The sequence below is a fragment of the Geomonas diazotrophica genome (assembly GCF_018919385.1).
GTDB classification, from domain to species: Bacteria; Desulfobacterota; Desulfuromonadia; order Geobacterales; family Geobacteraceae; genus Geomonas; species Geomonas diazotrophica.
Genome location: NZ_JAHLMF010000009.1, coordinates 89940 through 107769, shown reverse-complemented (window position 1 = coordinate 107769; position 17830 = coordinate 89940). Strand labels below are relative to the sequence as shown.

Annotated in this window: 9 protein-coding genes and 1 riboswitch; of the genes, 5 read left to right on the top strand and 4 right to left on the bottom strand. The window is 64.8% G+C overall.

Annotation, left to right across the window (positions count from 1 at the left end; translation table 11 throughout):
- Nucleotides 1-184: 184 nt before the first annotated feature.
- Genes KOM00_RS12025 through KOM00_RS12010 form a run of 4 tightly spaced genes read left to right on the top strand, consistent with a single transcriptional unit; the run spans nucleotide 185 to nucleotide 8443 of the window.
- On the top strand, nucleotides 185-2677 hold the full coding sequence (locus KOM00_RS12025) for an ATP-binding protein (protein WP_216499165.1): 2493 nt from the start codon (nucleotides 185-187) through the stop codon (nucleotides 2675-2677).
- Nucleotides 2674-4863, top strand: coding sequence for a CHASE domain-containing protein (locus KOM00_RS12020; protein ID WP_216499164.1), 2190 nt, complete (start codon nucleotides 2674-2676; stop codon nucleotides 4861-4863). Before KOM00_RS12025 ends, KOM00_RS12020 begins: the two co-directional genes overlap by 4 nt.
- A gap of 38 nt (nucleotides 4864-4901) precedes the next feature.
- A complete protein-coding gene (locus KOM00_RS12015; RefSeq protein ID WP_216499163.1) occupies nucleotides 4902-6167 on the top strand; it encodes a sensor histidine kinase in 1266 nt (421 codons plus the stop codon).
- A 17-nt stretch (nucleotides 6168-6184) separates the two neighbouring features.
- On the top strand, nucleotides 6185-8443 hold the full coding sequence (locus tag KOM00_RS12010; RefSeq protein ID WP_216499162.1) for a response regulator: 2259 nt from the start codon (nucleotides 6185-6187) through the stop codon (nucleotides 8441-8443).
- A 129-nt stretch (nucleotides 8444-8572) separates the two neighbouring features.
- Here the strand turns inward: KOM00_RS12010 and KOM00_RS12005 are convergent, their stop codons facing one another.
- The gene (locus KOM00_RS12005) at nucleotides 8573-11440 is read right to left on the bottom strand and encodes a hybrid sensor histidine kinase/response regulator (RefSeq protein WP_216499161.1); all 2868 of its coding nucleotides are present in this window, start codon (nucleotides 11438-11440) and stop codon (nucleotides 8573-8575) included.
- Between the two features lie 179 nt (nucleotides 11441-11619).
- Between KOM00_RS12005 and KOM00_RS12000 the strand changes: the two genes are divergently transcribed.
- Nucleotides 11620-13101, top strand: coding sequence for a hypothetical protein (locus KOM00_RS12000; protein ID WP_216499160.1), 1482 nt, complete (start codon nucleotides 11620-11622; stop codon nucleotides 13099-13101).
- Between the two features lie 9 nt (nucleotides 13102-13110).
- Here the strand turns inward: KOM00_RS12000 and KOM00_RS11995 are convergent, their stop codons facing one another.
- Genes KOM00_RS11995 through mgtA form a run of 3 tightly spaced genes read right to left on the bottom strand, consistent with a single transcriptional unit; the run spans nucleotide 13111 to nucleotide 17187 of the window.
- The gene (locus tag KOM00_RS11995; protein WP_216499159.1) at nucleotides 13111-13701 is read right to left on the bottom strand and encodes a DUF4337 domain-containing protein; all 591 of its coding nucleotides are present in this window, start codon (nucleotides 13699-13701) and stop codon (nucleotides 13111-13113) included.
- Between the two features lie 13 nt (nucleotides 13702-13714).
- Nucleotides 13715-14506, bottom strand: a complete 792-nt coding sequence (locus tag KOM00_RS11990; RefSeq protein WP_216499158.1) for a PTS sugar transporter subunit IIA — start codon at nucleotides 14504-14506, stop codon at nucleotides 13715-13717.
- Nucleotides 14506-17187: a magnesium-translocating P-type ATPase gene (gene mgtA, locus KOM00_RS11985; RefSeq protein ID WP_216499157.1), complete on the bottom strand. Its 2682-nt coding sequence runs from the start codon at nucleotides 17185-17187 to the stop codon at nucleotides 14506-14508. The genes KOM00_RS11990 and mgtA overlap by 1 nt, the downstream gene beginning before the upstream one ends.
- Nucleotides 17188-17624: 437 nt before the next feature.
- Nucleotides 17625-17793: riboswitch (M-box (ykoK) riboswitch) on the bottom strand.
- Nucleotides 17794-17830 lie beyond the last annotated feature (37 nt).

The window sequence follows — 17830 nt, the reverse complement described above, 5'->3', positions numbered from 1 at the left end:
ATAATTACTGTCATGGGTGATTTCGCTGTGTTATTCCGGCTCGGGGTGCGACACATTGTACACAGGAGAATGCTTTTGCTTTGAATGATATATCTCCTCTACTGATAGTGGAGGGATAGGTACAGTCTGAATAAAGCCCACAGGGCAACGGCAGCTACTGAAGCGGCCGTTACCAAGGACACGCATGACGGCTCCCCCCTCTGTCGAAAAGCTGCCCCGCTGGACGAACGCGTTCCGCTTCGTCACTCGTACCCTTGCCCATCCCGTTGTTTTCCTGGCCTTTTGTCTTTTGCTGATCCTCACCTGTCTTTTCCCCGCAGCCGCGGGCGCCTCCGGCAGGACCGTGACGGTCGGCGTCTACGAAAATCCCCCCAAGATCTTCACCTCCGACGCCGGCAAGCCCACCGGCATCTTCATCGACCTCATCGAGCAGATCGCCGAAAAGGAAGGGTGGCGCATGCGCTATGTTCCCGGCACCTGGAGTGAAGGCCTGGAGCGCCTGCAGAAGGGGGAGATAGACCTGATGCCGGACGTGGCCTACACCGCGGAGCGGGAAAAGATCTATGTCTTCAACAAGGTCCCCATCCTGTCCGGCTGGTCCCAGGTCTACGCGCGCAAGGGGAGCGGCATCCAGTCGATCCTGGATCTGAACGGCAAGCGCGTGGCGGGGCTGGAGAAGACCATCCAACTGGAAACCGTCGACCGGCTGGCCAGGAGTTTCGGACTGAAAGTGACCCTGGTCCCGGTCTCCAATTACAAGACAGAGTTCCAGATGATCGCCGCGGGGCAGGTGGATGCCGGGGTCACCAACCGCTACTACGGCTTGATGTTCGCCAGGAAGTCCGGCCTCGAAGATACCCCCATCATGTTCGATCCGGCCCCCTACCTCTTTGCCGCACAGAAACCGGCCTCCGAGAAATCGCTGCAGTTGCTGGAAGCCATTGACCGCCACCTCGCCGAAATGAAGAACGATCCCCAGTCCGCTTACTACACCATCCTGAAACGGTGGACCTCGGAGGAGGTCGATTGGAAGCTGCCGCTGTGGCTGGAGTTTCTGGGACCGGTGCTGGGTGTCGCACTGCTGATGAGCATCGTCGGGGGCGTCGTCCTGAAGCATCAGGTCAAGGCGCGCACCAGGGAGCTGCAGCTGGTCAACCAGGAGATGGAGCAGCGCATCGAGGAACGGACCCACTCGCTCCAGGAAACCAATCTCAAGCTGCGCGCCACCATGGAGGAATTGGCTTTTGCCAAGGAGGGGGCCGAGGCCGCCAACCGGGCCAAGTCACTTTTTCTCGCCAACATGAGCCACGAGATACGCACGCCGCTGAACGCTGTGCTGGGCTTCAGCCAGATCGTGCTGCACGACCCGAAGCTGTCGCCGGAGAACCGCCACAACCTCGAGACGGTGAACCGCTCCGGGGAGCACCTGCTGGCCCTGATCAACGACGTCCTGGACATGGCCAAGATCGAGTCGGGGCGGATGACCGTGGAGCAGGCGGCCTTCGACCTGCCCGGGCTGCTCCGGGAAGAGACGGAGCTGCTCACTCCCAAGGCGCTGGCCAAGGGGTTGCAGCTGGTGCTCGAGGTTCAGCCGGACCTGTGCCGCTACGTCATGGGAGACGCGGGGAAGCTGCGCCAGATCGTCATCAACCTGCTCGGCAACGCCATCAAGTTCACCCAGAAGGGCGGGGTTTCGCTCCGAGCCCGGACCTCCGTGCGGGATGGGGCACTCTGGCTCGAGGTGGAGGTCCAGGACAGCGGTCCGGGGATCGCCCCGGAGGATATCCAGAACGTATTCGGAGCCTTCGAACAGGCGGAGATGGGGCGCAGAACCGAGGGGGGCACCGGTCTGGGGCTCGCCATCAGCCGCCAGTACGCCCGGCTCATGGGAGGTGACCTGACCGTCACCAGCCAGCCGGGACATGGGTCGTGCTTCCATCTGAGCCTGCCGGTCGCCGAGGCGGAGCGCCCGGCTGCGTCTGCCCGGGGGGGGCTCCCGCGCGTCGCGCGCCTGAAGGCGGGGCAGCAAGGGTGGCGGGTGCTGGTGGTGGACGACCGGGACACCAACCGGGAGATACTTGTGAAGATGCTCGCCCCGGTGGGGTTCGAAACCATGGAGGCCAAAGACGGTGAGAGCGCAGTCGAGCTTTTCATGACCCAGGCGCCCCACCTGGTCCTCATGGACGTTGTGATGCCCGTGATGGACGGCCGCGAGGCGACAAGGCGCATCCGCGCCCTGCCGGAGGGAAGAGACGTCCCCATCATCGCTGTTTCGGCCAGCGTCTTCGAGGAGCAGTTGCGCGAGGTGATGGAGGCAGGGGCGGACGACTTCCTGCGCAAGCCGTTTCGCGAGGAGGAGCTGCTGGAGAAGATCGCCCGCCTGCTCCCGGCGCAGTTCGCCTATGACGAGGTTGAATCTCGGCCGCCGGCGCAGGAGGATGCGCTTTCGGAGCAAGGCTTCGTGGAGGCGCTGGGGACGATGTCCCAGGAGCTGCGCGAGGCACTGATCGCTGCGGCCAGGGAGCTGGACCGGGGGCGCGTGGTGGCGCTGCTCGTGGAGCTGGCCGCGGTCGCGCCCGAGGCCGCCGGCCGCCTGCTGGGGCATGCCGAGAGCTACCGCTTCGACCTGATCGAGGAGGCGCTGTTGCGATCCCTGGGGGCGGGGGGGCTGGGATGAGGCTGCGCCGACCCCACTGGAGCGTGCCCATCGTGGTGTTGGCGGGGCTGCTGGTCACCTTGGCGCTCTTCTTCGTGGTGCGCAACTCGGAAACGGCCTCCTTCGAGTCCCGCCTGGAGCGCGACGTTTCCAACTGCGCCGACGCTTTGGCCAACAAGGTGGATGACACCGGGCTGGTGCTGATGGCCCTGCGCAACCACTTTGCCTCGAGCAAGGAGGTGAGCAGGGGGGAGTTCACCATCTTCACGGAGACGTTTCTCAGGGAACGCGCCGACATCAAGGCGCTGTCCTGGAACCCTGCCGTGCCACGCGGGCAAAGGGCGCGCTTCGAGGAGGAGGGACGCAGGGAAGCCGGCTCCGGGTTCGTCCTCACCGAGCGTGACGCGAGCGGCGTGCGCGTCCCGGCCGCGGAGCGGGATGTTTACTATCCGGTCTGGTACATCGAGCCGATGGCGGAGAACGGCAAGGCGATCGGTTTCGACGTGGGATCGGACCGGGTGCGGCTGGCCGCGCTGGAGCGCGCGCGTGACACGGGAAGGGCGACGGCGACGGAGCGGATCAAGCTGGTACAGGACCGGGCCTCCAACTACAGCGTGCTGGTCTTCCACCCGGTCTACGCAAGGGGGCTTCCGGCCGGGACCGTGGCGGCGCGCAGGACGGCGTTCCAGGGCGCAACCGTTGCGGTGCTCAACATCGAGAAGCTCCTGGTGGCGACCTTCGGCGTGGCGACCCCGTTCGGCCTCGACTTCGACCTTGTCGACCTGTCCGCACCTTTCGGGGAGCAACTGCTCTACCGGTGGAGCGGCCGGCAGCAGGGGGGGGCGACCTGGTACGCCCCACTGCTGCCCCCCTCCCGGACCCTGGTCCGGAACATCGAGTTCTGCGGGCGCCGATGGGCGATGCGGCTTTCTCCCAGTAGGGAGTACCTGGAACGAAACGCACCGGTGGCCTACTGGCTGCTGCTGCCGGCCGGGGCGCTCGTTAGCGTGTTCCTTGGGCTGTACTTCCGGGGGGTCTACGCGCAGCGCGAGGAGCTGGAGCGGCTGGTCCTGGCCCGGACCGCGGAGCTGCAGTCCAGCGAGGCGACCCTGCGGGAGCTGAACGGCCACCTCGAGGAACGCGTCAAGGACAGGACCAGGAAGCTGGAGGGGGCGATTGAGGCGCTGTCGCAGGCAAAGGAGCGCGCCGAGGTGGCCAACCGGGCCAAGACCGTCTTCCTGGCCCACATGAGCCATGAGATCCGCACCCCGCTGAACGCGATCCTCGGCTTCAGCCAGATCGCCCTGCACGACGCCACCCTCACCTCGGAGAACCGTCACAACCTGGAAATCATCAACCGCTCCGGCGAACAGCTCCTGGCATTGATCAACGACGTGATCGAGGTCTCCAGGATCGAGTCGGGGCGCGCCGCCCTGGAGCGCGGCGTCTTCGAGCTCCCCTCCCTTCTCGATGAGGTCGTGGCAGCCTTTCTCCCCGAGGCGCGCGCCAAGCGCCTGCAGCTGGTCCATGAGCCGGCGGGGGAGCTGTTGCGCTACGCCGCGGGGGACGAGGGGAAGATCCGCCACGTCCTGGGCGACCTGGTCGGAAACGCCGTCAAGTTCACCCGGGAAGGAGCCGTGTCGGTACGAAGCCGCACCGGCATCCGCGAGGCAGGGGCGTGGTTGGAGGTAGAGGTCGAGGACAGCGGCTGCGGCATCGCACCGGAGGACCTGGAGCGGATCTTCAACGCCTTCGAGCAGGCGCACCTGGGGGGGGCGGACCTGGGGGGGACCGGTCTCGGCTTGGCCATCAGCCGCCAGTACGCCCGCCTGATGGGGGGGGACATCACGGTGCGGAGCACCCTGGGGCAGGGCTCCTGCTTCCACCTCAGCGTACCCTTGAGCCATGCCACCGCCCAGGAGCTGGCCGATGCCCTCGACCGCCGGCGCGGTGCGCCGGCCGCGGAGCGGAAGCCGGAACCGGGGGAGCTGGACCAGGAGCTGACCCGGTTGCCGCCGGAATTGTGCCGCAGCCTGGTTGCCGCCGCACGGGGGCTGGACAAAAACTCCCTCTTGGAGCTGCTGGAACCGGTGGCGCAAAGCGCACCCGGGGTGGCCCGGCGGATTAAGGGGCTCGCTGAGAGGTACCGTTTCGACCTGATCGAGGAGTTGGTCGCGCAGGCGGGAGCGGGAGAGCGGCAGGGGTGATAACGGGGGGCGTCCCCCGAAGCGATAGGGAGCGGAACATGGCACAGAGCAGAGTGAACATCCTCGTAGTCGATGACACACCGGCCAACCTGCAGCTCCTTGAGTCGATCCTGCAGGAGAGGGGGTACACGGTCAGGGCCGCCATCAACGGCAGCCTCGCCCTCAAGGCCGCCCGCATCCAGCCCCCCGACCTGGTCATGCTGGACATAAACATGCCGGAGATGAACGGCTTCGAGGTCTGCCGGGAGCTGAAGAACGACCCGCAGTTGGCCCGCACCCCCGTGATCTTCGTTTCGGCGGCGGTGGAAACCGCGGACAAGCTGCGCGCCTTCGAGGAAGGAGGGGTGGACTACGTCACCAAGCCGTTCCAGCCGCAGGAGGTGCTGGCCCGGGTGGAGACCCATCTCGAGCTCGCCCGCGTGCGCGCGGAGCTCGAGCGGCAAAACCAGGCCCTGGCGCAGGCGCTGCAGAACCTGACCCGGGCGCAGACCCAACTGATCCAGTCGGAGAAGATGGCGGCGCTGGGGCTGCTCACCGCCGGCGTGGCCCACGAGCTCAACAACCCCCTCAACTTCATCTCCGCCAGCGTCCAGGGGCTGCAAAAGACGGTGGCCCCGGTCGACGAGCTGATGGTGCTCTGCCAGGAACTGGCGGGGGGGGAGAACGGCGCGGCGCTGGGGCGCCTCCAGGCCTGGAGCGGCGCCAACCACCCCGAGGAGCTGCGCCAGGAAATGAATGAGCTGGTGAAGAACGCCTGCTACGGCGCCAACCGGGCCGCCGAGATCGTTGCCAGCCTGCGCATCTTCTCTCGGCTGGACGAGGCCGAGAGGAAAAACGTCAACCTGCACGAATGTCTCGATGCCGCCTTGCTGCTGTTGCACAGCCGCTACAAGGACCACATCCGCATCGACCGCCGCTACGGCGACCTCCCCCTCTGGCTGTGCCAGCCGGGAAGGCTCAACCAGGTGTTCATGAACCTCTTGGGAAACGCGGTGGATGCCATCAACGCCAAGCCCGCTTCCGGTGCGGACGAGGAGATCCGGGTCAGCACCCGGCTGGAAGAGCGCGACGGCCGCTGCTGCGCCGTGGTTGAGATCGCGGACACGGGCGTCGGCATGAGCGACCAGGTCAAGCAGCACCTCTTCGAGCCCTTCTTCACCACCAAGGAGGTGGGCAACGGGGTCGGGCTCGGACTCGCCATCTCGCACGGCATCGTACGCGACCACGAAGGGAGCATCGAAGTGGAGAGCCGGGCCGGGCAGGGGAGCCTGTTCCGGGTGGTGCTGCCGCAGTTCGAAGCCTAGGGGAAAGGACCGTCATCATGGAAGACCTGCAAGCCGCCGCCAGACCGAAACTCCTTTATGTCGACGACGAACGCCCCAACCTGGTGGCGCTGCGCGCGCTGTTGCGCGACACCTACGAGGTGCTGATTGCGGAAAGGGCGGAGGAGGCCTTCCTGTTGCTGCAAGGCAACGACATCCCCCTGATCGTCTCCGACCAGCGCATGCCGGGCATGACCGGCACCCAGTTCCTGGAGAAGGTGGCGGAGGAGTACCCCGACAACGCCCGCATGATCCTGACCGGGTACGCCGACATAGACGCCGTGATCGAGGCCATCAACCGCAGCCAGATCTACTACTACTTCAAGAAACCGTGGAACGAGACCGAGATCCGGCTCACCCTGGCCAACGCGCTGGAGTCGGTACAGACGCGCCGCAAGCTGATCGACAGTGAGCACCGCTTCCGGAGCACCTTCGAGCAGGCGGGGCTGGGGATCGCCCACCTCCAGCTGCACGGGGAGATATTGAGGGCGAACGGCCAGCTGAGGGAATTCCTGGGGAGGTCGGAGGCGGAGCTTTTGGGTCAGCCGTTTCAGACCTGGTTCGCGGGGTTCGACCCGGAGGAGCTGCTCCCGGCGCCGGGCCGGGTCGTGGTGCGGGAGGCGCCGGTCCCTACCCCCGGCGGACCGCGCTGGAGCCGCCTCACCTCTTCCGTCTCGCTGGACAGAAAGGGCGTTCCCGATTACCTGATCGCACTGGTGGACGACCTGACCGAGCGCAGGCATACCGAAGAGCAGGTCATAAAGCTGTCGCACGCCGTCGAGCAGTGCCCGGTATCGATCCGCATCACGGACCGCGCCGGCGTGGTGGAGTTCGTCAACCCGAGGTTCACCGAGATGACCGGGTACTCGGCGGAGGAAGTGGTCGGCAAGCCCGCGGACGTCTTCCTCACCTCGCAGGATGACGCCGGCAGCGCCAAGGGCGAGCTCCAGGCCTGCCTCGCCGCCGGCGCCGCCTGGGAGGGGGAACTGCTGAACCACAGAAAGGACGGCGCATACTTCTGGGCCCGGATCACCGTTTCGCCCATCTGTAACAAGGAGGGGGAGGTCACCCACTACCTGATCCTGAAGGACGACATCACCGAGCGGCACAAGCTCGAGGAACAGCTCAGGCAGTCCCAGAAGATGGAGGCCATCGGGCAGCTGGCCGGCGGCGTAGCCCATGACTTCAACAACATCCTGATGGTGATCATGGGGTACGGTTCCATGCTCACCGCGGACGCCCTCCTGGGTTCACGGCAGAAGGAGAAGGTGGAGCACATCCTCGAGTCGGCGGAGAAGGGGGCGCAGTTGACCGCGAGCCTGCTCGCCTTCTCGCGCAAGCAGGTGATGAAGCTCGAGGCGGTGAACCTAAACGACGTCATCCTGCACGTGGAAAAGTTCCTGACCCGGGTCATCGGCGAGGACGTCCAGTTGAGGTCGGTGATCAGCGCCGCCCCCCTGCCGGTCAACGTCGACTGCGGCCAGATCGAGCAGGTGCTCATGAACCTGGCGACCAACGCCCGCGACGCCATGCCCAAGGGAGGGGTGCTGACCATAGAGACGTCGTGGCAGGCGCTCGAAGAGCGTCGCGTCATGCCCCACGACCTGGGCGAGCCGGGCAACTACGCGGTCATTTCCGTCTCCGACACCGGCCTTGGCATGGACGAGGCGACCCGGTCCAGGGTCTTCGAGCCCTTTTTCACCACCAAGGAGCAAGGGAAGGGGACCGGCCTCGGCATGTCCATCGTGTACGGCATCGTGAAGCAGCACAATGGCTTCGTCAACGTCTACAGCGAGCCTCAGGTCGGGACCACCTTCCGGATCTACCTGCCGCTCATCGAGACGGTGGAGTCGGGCGATAGGCCGCGGGGTGACTTCGATCCCCCCAGGGCGGGCTCGGAAACCATCCTGGTCGTCGAGGACGAGCCGGTCCTGCGCGAGCTGCTGCAAAGCATCCTGGTCGAGTACGGTTACCGGGTGATCCTCGCCGAGGACGGGCTCGACGCCGTCGAGAAGTTCCGGGGCGCGGGGAGTGTCGACCTGGTGCTGATGGACATGATCATGCCCAGGATGAACGGCAAGGAGGCCTGCGACGCCATAAGAGCCATGAATCCCGCGGTGAAGGTGGCGTTCACCAGCGGCTACACCAGGGATTTCGTGTACCTGCGAGATTCCATAGACGCCGGGACGGAGCTCATCATGAAGCCGGTGCAGCCCATGGAGCTTTTGCGGCGGATGCGGGATATCCTGGACCGTTAGCCGGCGTCGGGAGGTCAAAGCTAACAGCTGCTGCGTCGGAAAAAAGAGACGGCGGAGGGGGGCGTTTCCGGCGGTTGTCGACCCTCCCGACTGGCGGTGCCTGGAGAGATGCGTCGCGCCGGAGCGGCGTCAGGACGCCAGCATCTGCGCGATCTTCTCGTTCAGCTTCCTCGCGTCCAGCGGCTTCGAGATGTAGTGCATCCCCTGCTCCACGATGCCGCGCTGGGCCACGATGTCGGCGGTGTAGCCCGACATGAACAGTACCTTCACTTCCGGGCGGATCGCCCTGATCCGCTCGGCCATCTCCCGCCCGTTCATCCCGGGCATCACCACGTCGGTCAGCACCAGGTCGATCCGCTCACCCTTGCCGCAGATCCCGATGGCCACTTCCGGGCTCTGGGCCTGGATCACGGTATAGCCCATCTCCTCGAGCATCCTGGTCGTGGTCCACAAGAGCATCTCCTCGTCCTCCACCAAAAGAACGGTACCGCTCCCGGTGGACGGGATGGCGGCGTCGATCTCCTCCTCGTCTGCTTCCGCGTCTCCCAGGCGCGGGAAGTAGATGGTGAACACGGTGCCGTGCCCAGGTTCGCTGTAGACGTTGATGAACCCGTCGTTCTGGGTGACGATGCCGTACACGGTGGCGAGCCCCAGGCCGGTCCCCACCCCCAGCCCCTTGGTGGTGAAGAAGGGCTCGAAGATGTGCTCCCGGGTCTCCCGGTCCATCCCGATCCCGGTGTCGCTCACGGTGAGCTTCACGTAGTCGCCGGGCGCACAGCCTGAGTGATGCCGGCAGTAATCGGCGTCGAGGCGGACGTTGGCGGTCTCGATGTTCAGGGTGCCGCCGTCGGGCATGGCGTCGCGCGAGTTGACCGAGAGGTTCATGAGGATCTGGTCCAACTGGGACGGGTCGATGAGGACGGTCCAGATCGAGGTGGCCGGCTTGAAGTTGAGTCGGACATCCTCGCCGATCAGGCGGCAGAGCATCTTCTCCGCGTCGATGATCTGGCTGTTCAGGTTCACCGGCTTGGGCGAGACGATCTCCTTGCGCGAGAAGGCCAGGAGCTGCTTCGTGATCTCGCTGGAGCGCTGCGCCGCCTTCAGGATGTGCTCGAGGTACTTGTGCAGCGGGCTCTCCTCGGGGAGCCGGTGCCGGCACAGTTCCGCGGAGCCGATGATGACGCCCAGCATGTTGTTGAAGTCGTGAGCCACGCCGCCGGCCAGGCGCCCCACCGATTCCATCTTCTGCGACTGGCGCAGCTGCTCCTCCAGCTTCTTGTGCTCGGTCACGTCGCGCCAGATGCAGTAGTAGACGGGGTGATCCTGGACGTTGACGATCTTTGCGTTCACCTCGACGTTTCTCAGCTCCCCGGTTCGGGTGCGCTGCAGCGTCTCGAAGCTCCCCCTGCCGTTGGCCAGGATTTCGGCGATGCGCCGGCGGGTCTCCTCGTGCGTCTCCCGGGCCTCCACGTCGAATACCGTGAGATCCGCGAACTCCTCCCGGCTGTAGCCGAGCTGCCGGCAGACCGCGCCGTTGAAGTTGATGAAGCGCGCGGTCTCCGGGTCGATGATCACGATGCCGTCCGGGGACTGCTCCAGCAGGATCCGGTTGAACTGCGACTCCTCCTCGACCGCCTTTTCCATCTTCTTGCGCTCGGTGATGTCCGTGACGACCGCTATGCGGCAGGTCCTCCCCTTGTACACGATGTCGTGCGAGGTGACCACGATGGGGAACAGGGTGCCATCCTTTCTGCGGTGGTGCCACTCTCCGACATAGGTGTGGCCGGAAAGCCGTGCGGCCACCTCCGCGATCTTCTGCTTCTCGCCTTCCGGGTAGAGGTCGGTCAGGTGCAGCGAGAGAACCTCGTCCATGGTGTAGCCGTAGGCGATGAGGAAGGCGTCGTTGACCGCCACCATCTCCAGTGTCCCCCGTTCGTAGACCAGCATCGGGGCGGGGTTGTGCTCGAACAGGTCGCGGTACCTCTGCTCGCTCGCCCTCAACTCCTCCTCGGCCTCCCGGTGGGCCTCCTCTTCCTTCACGATGACCATGGCCCTCACCACGAAGATGGAAACGGCCACCCCCCCCGCCAGCAGGATCAGCACCGCCAGCACCAGGCGGTTGCGGTACGCGGCGAGCGAAGCCAGGATTTCCCGTTCCGACGAGGCGACCGCGATGGACCAGAAGGTGTTGCCTATGGGGATGGGGTGGAAGACGGCGAGCTGCCGGGCCGGCGCTCCGTGCGGGTCGCCCTCCGCGGGGGCGGTATAGGTTGCCGTGCCGGAAAGTCCTTGCATCATCTGCCGCGCCACCGCGAGCAGGACGGGATAGCCCCTGCCGTCGCTGAGGATGCTCTGGCCGCTGTGCCCCGGGACCGGCGAATACAGCTCCGTTCCGTCGCGGCTTATCACCCAGGCGTGGCCGGTCTTCCCGATCTTGATGACGTCGAGGTAGCGCTTGGCGAGATTCTGGAAGTTGATGACGATGGCGATGCTCCCCCGGAAGCGGCCCCCCTCGTACACCGGAACGTGCATAGCGATGGCGTCGTACCCCTGAACCGCCCTGAACACGTCGCTTACCACCGGCTTGCGGGTGCGCAGCAGTTCCTGGATGTGCTTCTGGGAGGCGATGTTCCTCCCCGCCATCTCCCGCTGCGGGATGCTTACGAGGACGATGCCGTTCTCGTCCACCCGGGTGAAGGCGCGGATCTGCTCCTTGTGGGCGTCGTAAAAGAATTCCATCTGCTGGCGGCCGGAGGCGTCAGCCGCCGCGATCTCTTTCATGCGCGCCATGGAACTGAGGATGCCGCTCCAGGTGCTGAAGTAATCCTGGATCCCCTGGGCCGCCTGCTTGGCGTGGATCATCTGCTCGTCGTGCAGCCTCGAGACGGCGGACTCCCTTGCCTGCTGATAGGCGAACAGGAAGACAAGGGCGCACAGGCCGGTACAGATGAGGACCATGAGTGCCAGGGCCGGTATCTGAATGGTGCGTCGCTTCATGCCGTTTCTTTCTTGGAAAGTGGGGGGAGTTGGGGCGCTGCTACCATCACTTATCGGCAAATGACTGCGAAAGATTAGCCGCATGTCGCCAGGTAGTGGGCAAGGGTGCCCTGCGTTGAAAAACGTGGTGCGGCAGATACACTTTGTGGGCTGTTTTTAATCTGGAGCGGGGGCGCGCCATGGAAAGCTACAGGGAAATTGTTGCTCTGCTCCTCGCGGCAGCTACCGCCTTCTTCTACCTCCTCTGGTTCTTCGTGCCCCCGGTACGCCTGGTATGGCGCTGCCTCTCCACCCGGGAAAACCTTCCCGTCCTGAACACGTTGAAGGCATGCTGCGACTCCGCCTGGCCTTTCCACCCCGCCATGTTCAGAAGGCAGATGCGGCTTTGGCTGGAGCTGAGGCTCCTGCACCCGAAGCCGCGCCAAGAGCCCAAGTGGTTTCTCGACCCCAGGAGCAAGCGCTACCAGCTGCAGTATGACGACCGGGCCTTCAGGCACGAGCTGGCCGAGTGGAAGCGCTCGACGCGCGCGAAGTTCGGGGCGCTGAAGATCAAGGAGAAGGAGCCGGTAATCGAGGTGGTGGACGTCTTCCGCCTCAACGACGACGGCACCAAGGAGGGGATCAAGCAGTACCTCCTCGCGTTATCGCAGTTGAGACTCTCGCTGGACGAGCAGGCTTTCTTTCTCTCAAGCGTGAAGATCGAGCACGGCTTTCTTTTGCCGCTGAACCTCCTGCCGGGGCTCATGTCACGGTTCGCAGACGACTGGGACCCGATCATCTCCTGTTACGACCGGATGGCGAACCGTGCCTTCTCGCCGCAGCAGATGACCATCTTAAACCTGTGGCTGTTGTGGGGGGCGAGCGTGCCGATCTGCAGCTGCGACCAGTGGGGCGGACCGGTGACCCTGCAGTACGGCTTCGGCGACGAGAACAACTCGGTGCGGGTGAGGGTGAGGGACGAGAGGAAGGAACAGCTGCTGGCGGAGCTGCGCAAAGCGGTGGCGGGGAGAAGCGGCGGCGCCCATCCCGCCTTGCATGCCAGCATAACCGGCAGGCTCTGGCCCCCCAGCAGCTTCTTCCAGGGGGAGATCTGCGGCGCGCAGCAGGAGCTTTTGAACCCGGACCGCGAGGCCTTCATCCTGGAGTACGAAGGGCACAGCGTGATCGGCAACCCGGCCAGTTCCAGGCTCTTCTACACGGCCTACGTCTGGGCGCTCTTCGTGGTGGGGCGGGAGCAGAAGCCCGGGGGGGACCAGGTGCGCCAGGAGCCGTGGCTGCACGTGATCCCCTTCTTCGAGCAGGGCAACATCGTGGACGACTCCTGCTACGAGATGGCCAAGCTGCAGCTGGTGCTCAAGGTGATCAACTTCGTGAAGAGCAGCGGTCACCTGGAGGCGGACCCGGGACTCGCCCCCCTGAGGCTGTGGTACGTGTGCGCCCTGGACGACTCCGGGTGCGGGCGGGACAACGAGGTGGTTCCCAAAGGAAAGACCATCCGGAGTACCCTGGAGGAGCTGCTGGCGGAGAGCGAACAGAGGCCGCTGAAAAAGCGGATCATCACCGACGACCGCAGCTACGCCCAGGTCCTGTCCGGGTGCCACCTCGCGAGGGTGGTGTCCGAACTCTTCGAGGCCATCGCGGAAGGGGGGCGCAGGGGATAGCCGGCGGGGCTAGGTGAGCGCCTTCACCAGGGCGGTCGGGTGCAGGGCGAGGCCGACCAGGCCCGCCACCCCCATCAGGACGCCGAAACCGGCGAACGCCAGCGCCAGGTAGAGGAGCTTTCTTTTCCCGGTGAGCGAGGTGATCGCCAGCATGGCCAGCGAGACCGCCAGCGTGGCGTCGGAGAGGTCGAACTGGTCGTCCCGGTAGTTGAGGTCGTCGTACTGCTTCCCAAGGCCGTTCGCCTTTTCGGCCAGCTTTGCTTCCTCGACCTTGTAGCGGGCGATGCTGTCGCTGTACTGCTTCTGCTGGGCGGCCAGGGGAGCCGACACCCTCCCCGGCGCCATGGATTCCAGGGCGGCGACCTGGTTCAGTCCCAGCTCGGCCAGGTGCTGTTTCAGTTTCTTGGCCTGGTACTCGTTCCAGGTGTCCACCTGGTCCGATTTCGCCTGCAGCATCGCCTGCACGATGTTGTCATCCTTCACCTTGCAGACGGCCATGAACACCGAGATGAGCGCGACCGCTATGGCCACCGCGTTGTTGAGGGAGTTTCTGGCTTCGGACGAGTCCAGCCGCTCCTTGAGATCGTTCAGCTCTGACATGAAAGATCCTCCTTCATTTTCCTCCCTGGGTCCGCAGGGCGAGGCAGTCGACGAGGAGGCGCTCCCCGGTGAAGGAGGCCTCCTTCCGTTTCACGATGCGCCACCCCCCGGTGTTGAACGAGCTGTGCGTGGCCACCTCGTCGGAGAGGCCCGGGAGCCCTTCCAGGAGCTCCACGAGGGCGTGGTCATGGCCGAGCACGACCGTCTTCAACCCGGTCCCCACTATGATGGTGATGGGCTCGACGATGAGGTTCGCGAGATCGTAAGGGGCGGGCTCCACGGCGGCCACCTTCCCCTGCAGGCGGATCATCCTGGCGCGGGAATCGGGTCCCACGGTCCCCTTGGTGGTGCTGATCAGGTCGAGCAGGTGGTCGCGGATGTCGTTGAGGCTGTCGGCGGCGTTGAGCCGTTCGATCTCCGGGTAGATCTCCAGCGCCTTGGCGAGGAGGGAGACCTCGCGCAGGTAGTTGCTGCGCTGGTTCTCCGGCACGAGGTACATGGCGATCACCTTGACCGGCTTGCCGTCCGGGCTACCGTAGTCGATCCCCCTCGGGCTCCATCCGACGACGCAGATCAGGTCCTCGTCAAAGGGGACCCGGGCGTCCGGGCAGGCCCACCCCTTGCCCAGGGCGGTCTTCGAGGCCCCTTCCTTGGCGAGGATCAGCCCCGCTACGTCGGTGTCCGGCGGCAGCGACGGCACGGCCTCGAGGATGTGGGCCAGAAAGCGCAGCGCATCCTCCTTGTCGTAGTCGTCCGGTATCTCGAGAAGACGTCCTTCCTGTAGTGCGTCGAGCAAGCTATCCATCAGTCACCTCCAAAGCGGTTGAAGAACCAGGTCTTCACGAAGTGGGTCATTACCGAGTAGGTCAACAGGAACCCGATGATCCAGATCCAGTAGACCGGGGGCAGCGGCACCAGGTTGAGCGCGCCGGCGAAGGGAGAGTAGGGGAGCCAGGCGCCGATGCCCATGATGCCAAGGGTGGTCAGGGTCATCGGGAGCGATGCGCAACTGCCGATGAACGGGATGCGCCGGGTCCTGATGATGTGCACGATCAGGGTCTGGGTCAAAAGCGACTCCACGAACCACCCGGTCTGGAACAGCTTGGCGAACCCTTCCTGCTGCAGGGCGCTGACGCCCGGGGCGTTGTAGGCGGCGCAGCCGAAAACATACCACATGAGGGCGAAGGTCGCGTAGTCGAAGAGCGAGCTGATCGGGCCGACGCAGAACATGAAGCGCTTGATGTTCTCGATGTTCCACTTGAGCGGCTTGGCGATCAGTTCCGGGTCGACGCGGTCGGTCGGGATCCCGGTCTGCGAGAAGTCGTAGAGCAGGTTGTTGGTCAGGATCTGCACCGGCTGCATGGGGAGGAAGGGGAGCAGGTAGCTCGCCCCCATCACGGAGAACATGTTGCCGAAGTTGGAGGAGGCCCCCATCCTGATGTACTTGACGATGTTGGCGAAGACGCGGCGCCCCTCCATGATTCCCTCTTCGAGGACCAGGAGGCTCTTCTCCAGGAGCACGATGTCGGCGGTCTCCTTGGCGACGTCGACCCCGGAGTCGACCGAGATCCCCACGTCGGCCGCCTTCAGCGCCGGGGCGTCGTTGATGCCGTCCCCCAGGAAACCGACCACGTGGCCGCTGGCGCGCAGGCTGCGCACGATCTGCTCCTTCTGCGCGGGGCTGAGCTTCACGAAGATGTCCACTTCCTGCACGATGGCGGCGAAATCCTCGGGGGTGACCCGGGAGAGTTCGGCGCCGGTCAGCATCCGCTCCGCCTTCAGGCCGACGTTGGTGCAGACCCTCTGGGTTACCAGGCCGTTGTCGCCGGTGAGCACCTTGACCCGCACCCCCGCTTCCTGCAAAAGGCCCAGCGCCTCGCTGGCCTGCGCCTTGGGGGGGTCGAAGAAGGCGATGAAGCCCAAAAGGATCATCTGCGACTCGTCCTTCACCTCGAACTGGGTCTTCTGGCGCGGGAATTCGCGGTAGGCGATGGCGAGCACGCGGAAGCCGTCGCGGTTGTGCCGTTCCACCTCCTCGAAGAGGTTGTCCCGGATCATGTCGAAGAGGGGGTAGACCTCCTCGCCGATCTGGTAGTGGCTGCAGCACTCGTAGATCTCCTCCACCGCCCCCTTGCAGATCAGCACGTGGTCCTCCTCGAAGTCCACCACCACCGACATGCGCCGGCGCTGGAAGTCGAAGGGGAGCTCGTCCACCAGGCGGCAGAGCTGGACGTTCATGTCGGTGTGGTCCAGGATGGCGCGGTCGATCAGGTTCCTTAAGCCGGTCTGGTAGTGGCTGTTCAGGTAGGCGTAGGTGAGGACGTCCTCGCTGGTGCGGCCGGTGAGGTCCACGTACTTCTCCAGGACGACCTTGTCCTGGGTGAGGGTGCCGGTCTTGTCGGTGCAGAGGATGTCGATGGCCCCGAAGTTCTGGATGGAGGGGAGCCTCTTGATGATCACCTTCTTGGCCGCCATGGTGAGGGCCCCCTTGGCGAGGTTCACCGTCACGATCATCGGGAGCATCTCGGGGGTGAGGCCGACGGCGATGGAGAGACCGAAGAGGAGGGCGTCGACCCAGTTCCCCTTGGTCATGCCGACGATCAGGAAGACGGCGGAGGTCATCACCAGCATGAAGCGGATCATGAGCCAGGTGAAGGAGCGGGTCCCCTTGTCGAAACTGGTCTCCTCGGCCTTTTCGGCAAGCGACGCGGAGATGGAGCCGAACAAAGTGCGCACGCCGGTATTGACCACGACGGCGCGGGCCGAGCCGCTGTTCACGCTGGAGCCCAAGTAGCAGGCGTTGGGGAGTTCCCAGGCGGAAAGGCCGGCCTCATGCTCCTTCTCCGGCAGCGCGCTCTTCTCCACCGGCATCGACTCGCCGGTGAGGGCCGACTGGCTGACGAAGAAGTCCTTGGCGGAGAGAAGCCGTACGTCCGCCGGGATGATGGACCCCGCCATGAGGAGCACCACGTCCCCCGGGACCACGTCCGAAATCCGGATCTCGGTCTCCTCGCCATCCCTGAGCACCAGGGTACGGGACTGCACCCGCTTGCCCAGGGCCTCGACCGCCTGGCCGGAGCGGCGGTCCAGGATGAAGGAGAGCCCGACGCTCAATATGATCATGGCGCCGACGATGATGGCGGACTTGGTCTCCCCGACGATGCCGGAGATGACGGCGATCACCAGGAGCTGTACGACGAGCGGGCTCTTGCAGCGCTCCAGGAGGTCGGCCAGGACCCCCAGGCGCTTGGCGTGGGCCAGCTCGTTGGCGCCGTACTCGTCGAGGCGCTTTTCGGCCTCCTCGGTGGTGAGCCCCTCCTTCGCCTTGGTGTCGAGCTCCTTGAGTGCATCGCGCACCGACATGGAGCAGATCTCGACCAGGCGGCGCTCGTTTTCGCCCTGGGCCGCCGTTTTCTGCGCTGCGGAGCGCTGGGCCGGGTGCTGCTTCCCGGAGCGCCCTGTGGTTATATTGGAAACGATGAACATCCTGCCTTCTCCTATCAACTGCTGTGCTGCTGTGCGGCCGCCCGTAAGGCGGACCACGACCTCGCGTCGGTCTCCGGAAGGGACGACGGCAAAACGGTCCGGGAGGGGGGGGCTCAAAAGGCATGCCCGCACCTCGACCCGAGCGCAAACGGGCAGGTGCACTGCGCCGATGCGTAAACCGGTGAGTTATTGCACTGAGATGGGAGTGTACTACGAACTCCCCGCTGCTTCATCAAGCCCCGTTCCTTGGTGGCGGACGGCGGAGCAAAGCAGACAGGGAAGGAGGAAGGCTTTGCAGGAGGCTATCGCCGCGGGAACGGGATGGGTAACGGATATTCGCTACTATGACTGTCCAATTTGTAGAACCACCACCTTTTCTGTCCGACGTGAAAATACGAAAAAAGGCCACGGGAGAACCCGGGCCTGGACGTCTGCCTGCGATTCCCCACTCGTAGGTTTTCGGCAGTGCACAACGTAGGTCGCAGGGACCAGCTACCTTAAGTAAAGCCTTAATCCGGCAATACCTGGTCTACCCATTGGCGTCTTTCGACGTTTCCGGGCAGTAGCCTGTGTTTGTGCAAACGCCTCATCTTAACGAGGAATTCCGTGCTGCTATGCGTTTGTTGCCAGAACGGGAAGGGCC

Excerpts from the sequence above, each read along its gene's own strand:
- KOM00_RS12000 (WP_216499160.1), top strand. The coding sequence starts at position 11,620 with ATGGAAAGCTACAGGGAAATTGTTGCTCTGCTCCTCGCGGCAGCTACC.
- KOM00_RS11990 (WP_216499158.1), bottom strand. The coding sequence starts at position 14,506 with ATGGATAGCTTGCTCGACGCACTACAGGAAGGACGTCTTCTCGAGATA.
- KOM00_RS12005 (WP_216499161.1), bottom strand. The coding sequence starts at position 11,440 with ATGAAGCGACGCACCATTCAGATACCGGCCCTGGCACTCATGGTCCTC.
- KOM00_RS12020 (WP_216499164.1), top strand. The coding sequence starts at position 2,674 with ATGAGGCTGCGCCGACCCCACTGGAGCGTGCCCATCGTGGTGTTGGCG.
- KOM00_RS12025 (WP_216499165.1), top strand. The coding sequence starts at position 185 with ATGACGGCTCCCCCCTCTGTCGAAAAGCTGCCCCGCTGGACGAACGCG.
- KOM00_RS12015 (WP_216499163.1), top strand. The coding sequence starts at position 4,902 with ATGGCACAGAGCAGAGTGAACATCCTCGTAGTCGATGACACACCGGCC.
- KOM00_RS12010 (WP_216499162.1), top strand. The coding sequence starts at position 6,185 with ATGGAAGACCTGCAAGCCGCCGCCAGACCGAAACTCCTTTATGTCGAC.
- KOM00_RS11995 (WP_216499159.1), bottom strand. The coding sequence starts at position 13,701 with ATGTCAGAGCTGAACGATCTCAAGGAGCGGCTGGACTCGTCCGAAGCC.
- mgtA (WP_216499157.1), bottom strand. The coding sequence starts at position 17,187 with ATGTTCATCGTTTCCAATATAACCACAGGGCGCTCCGGGAAGCAGCAC.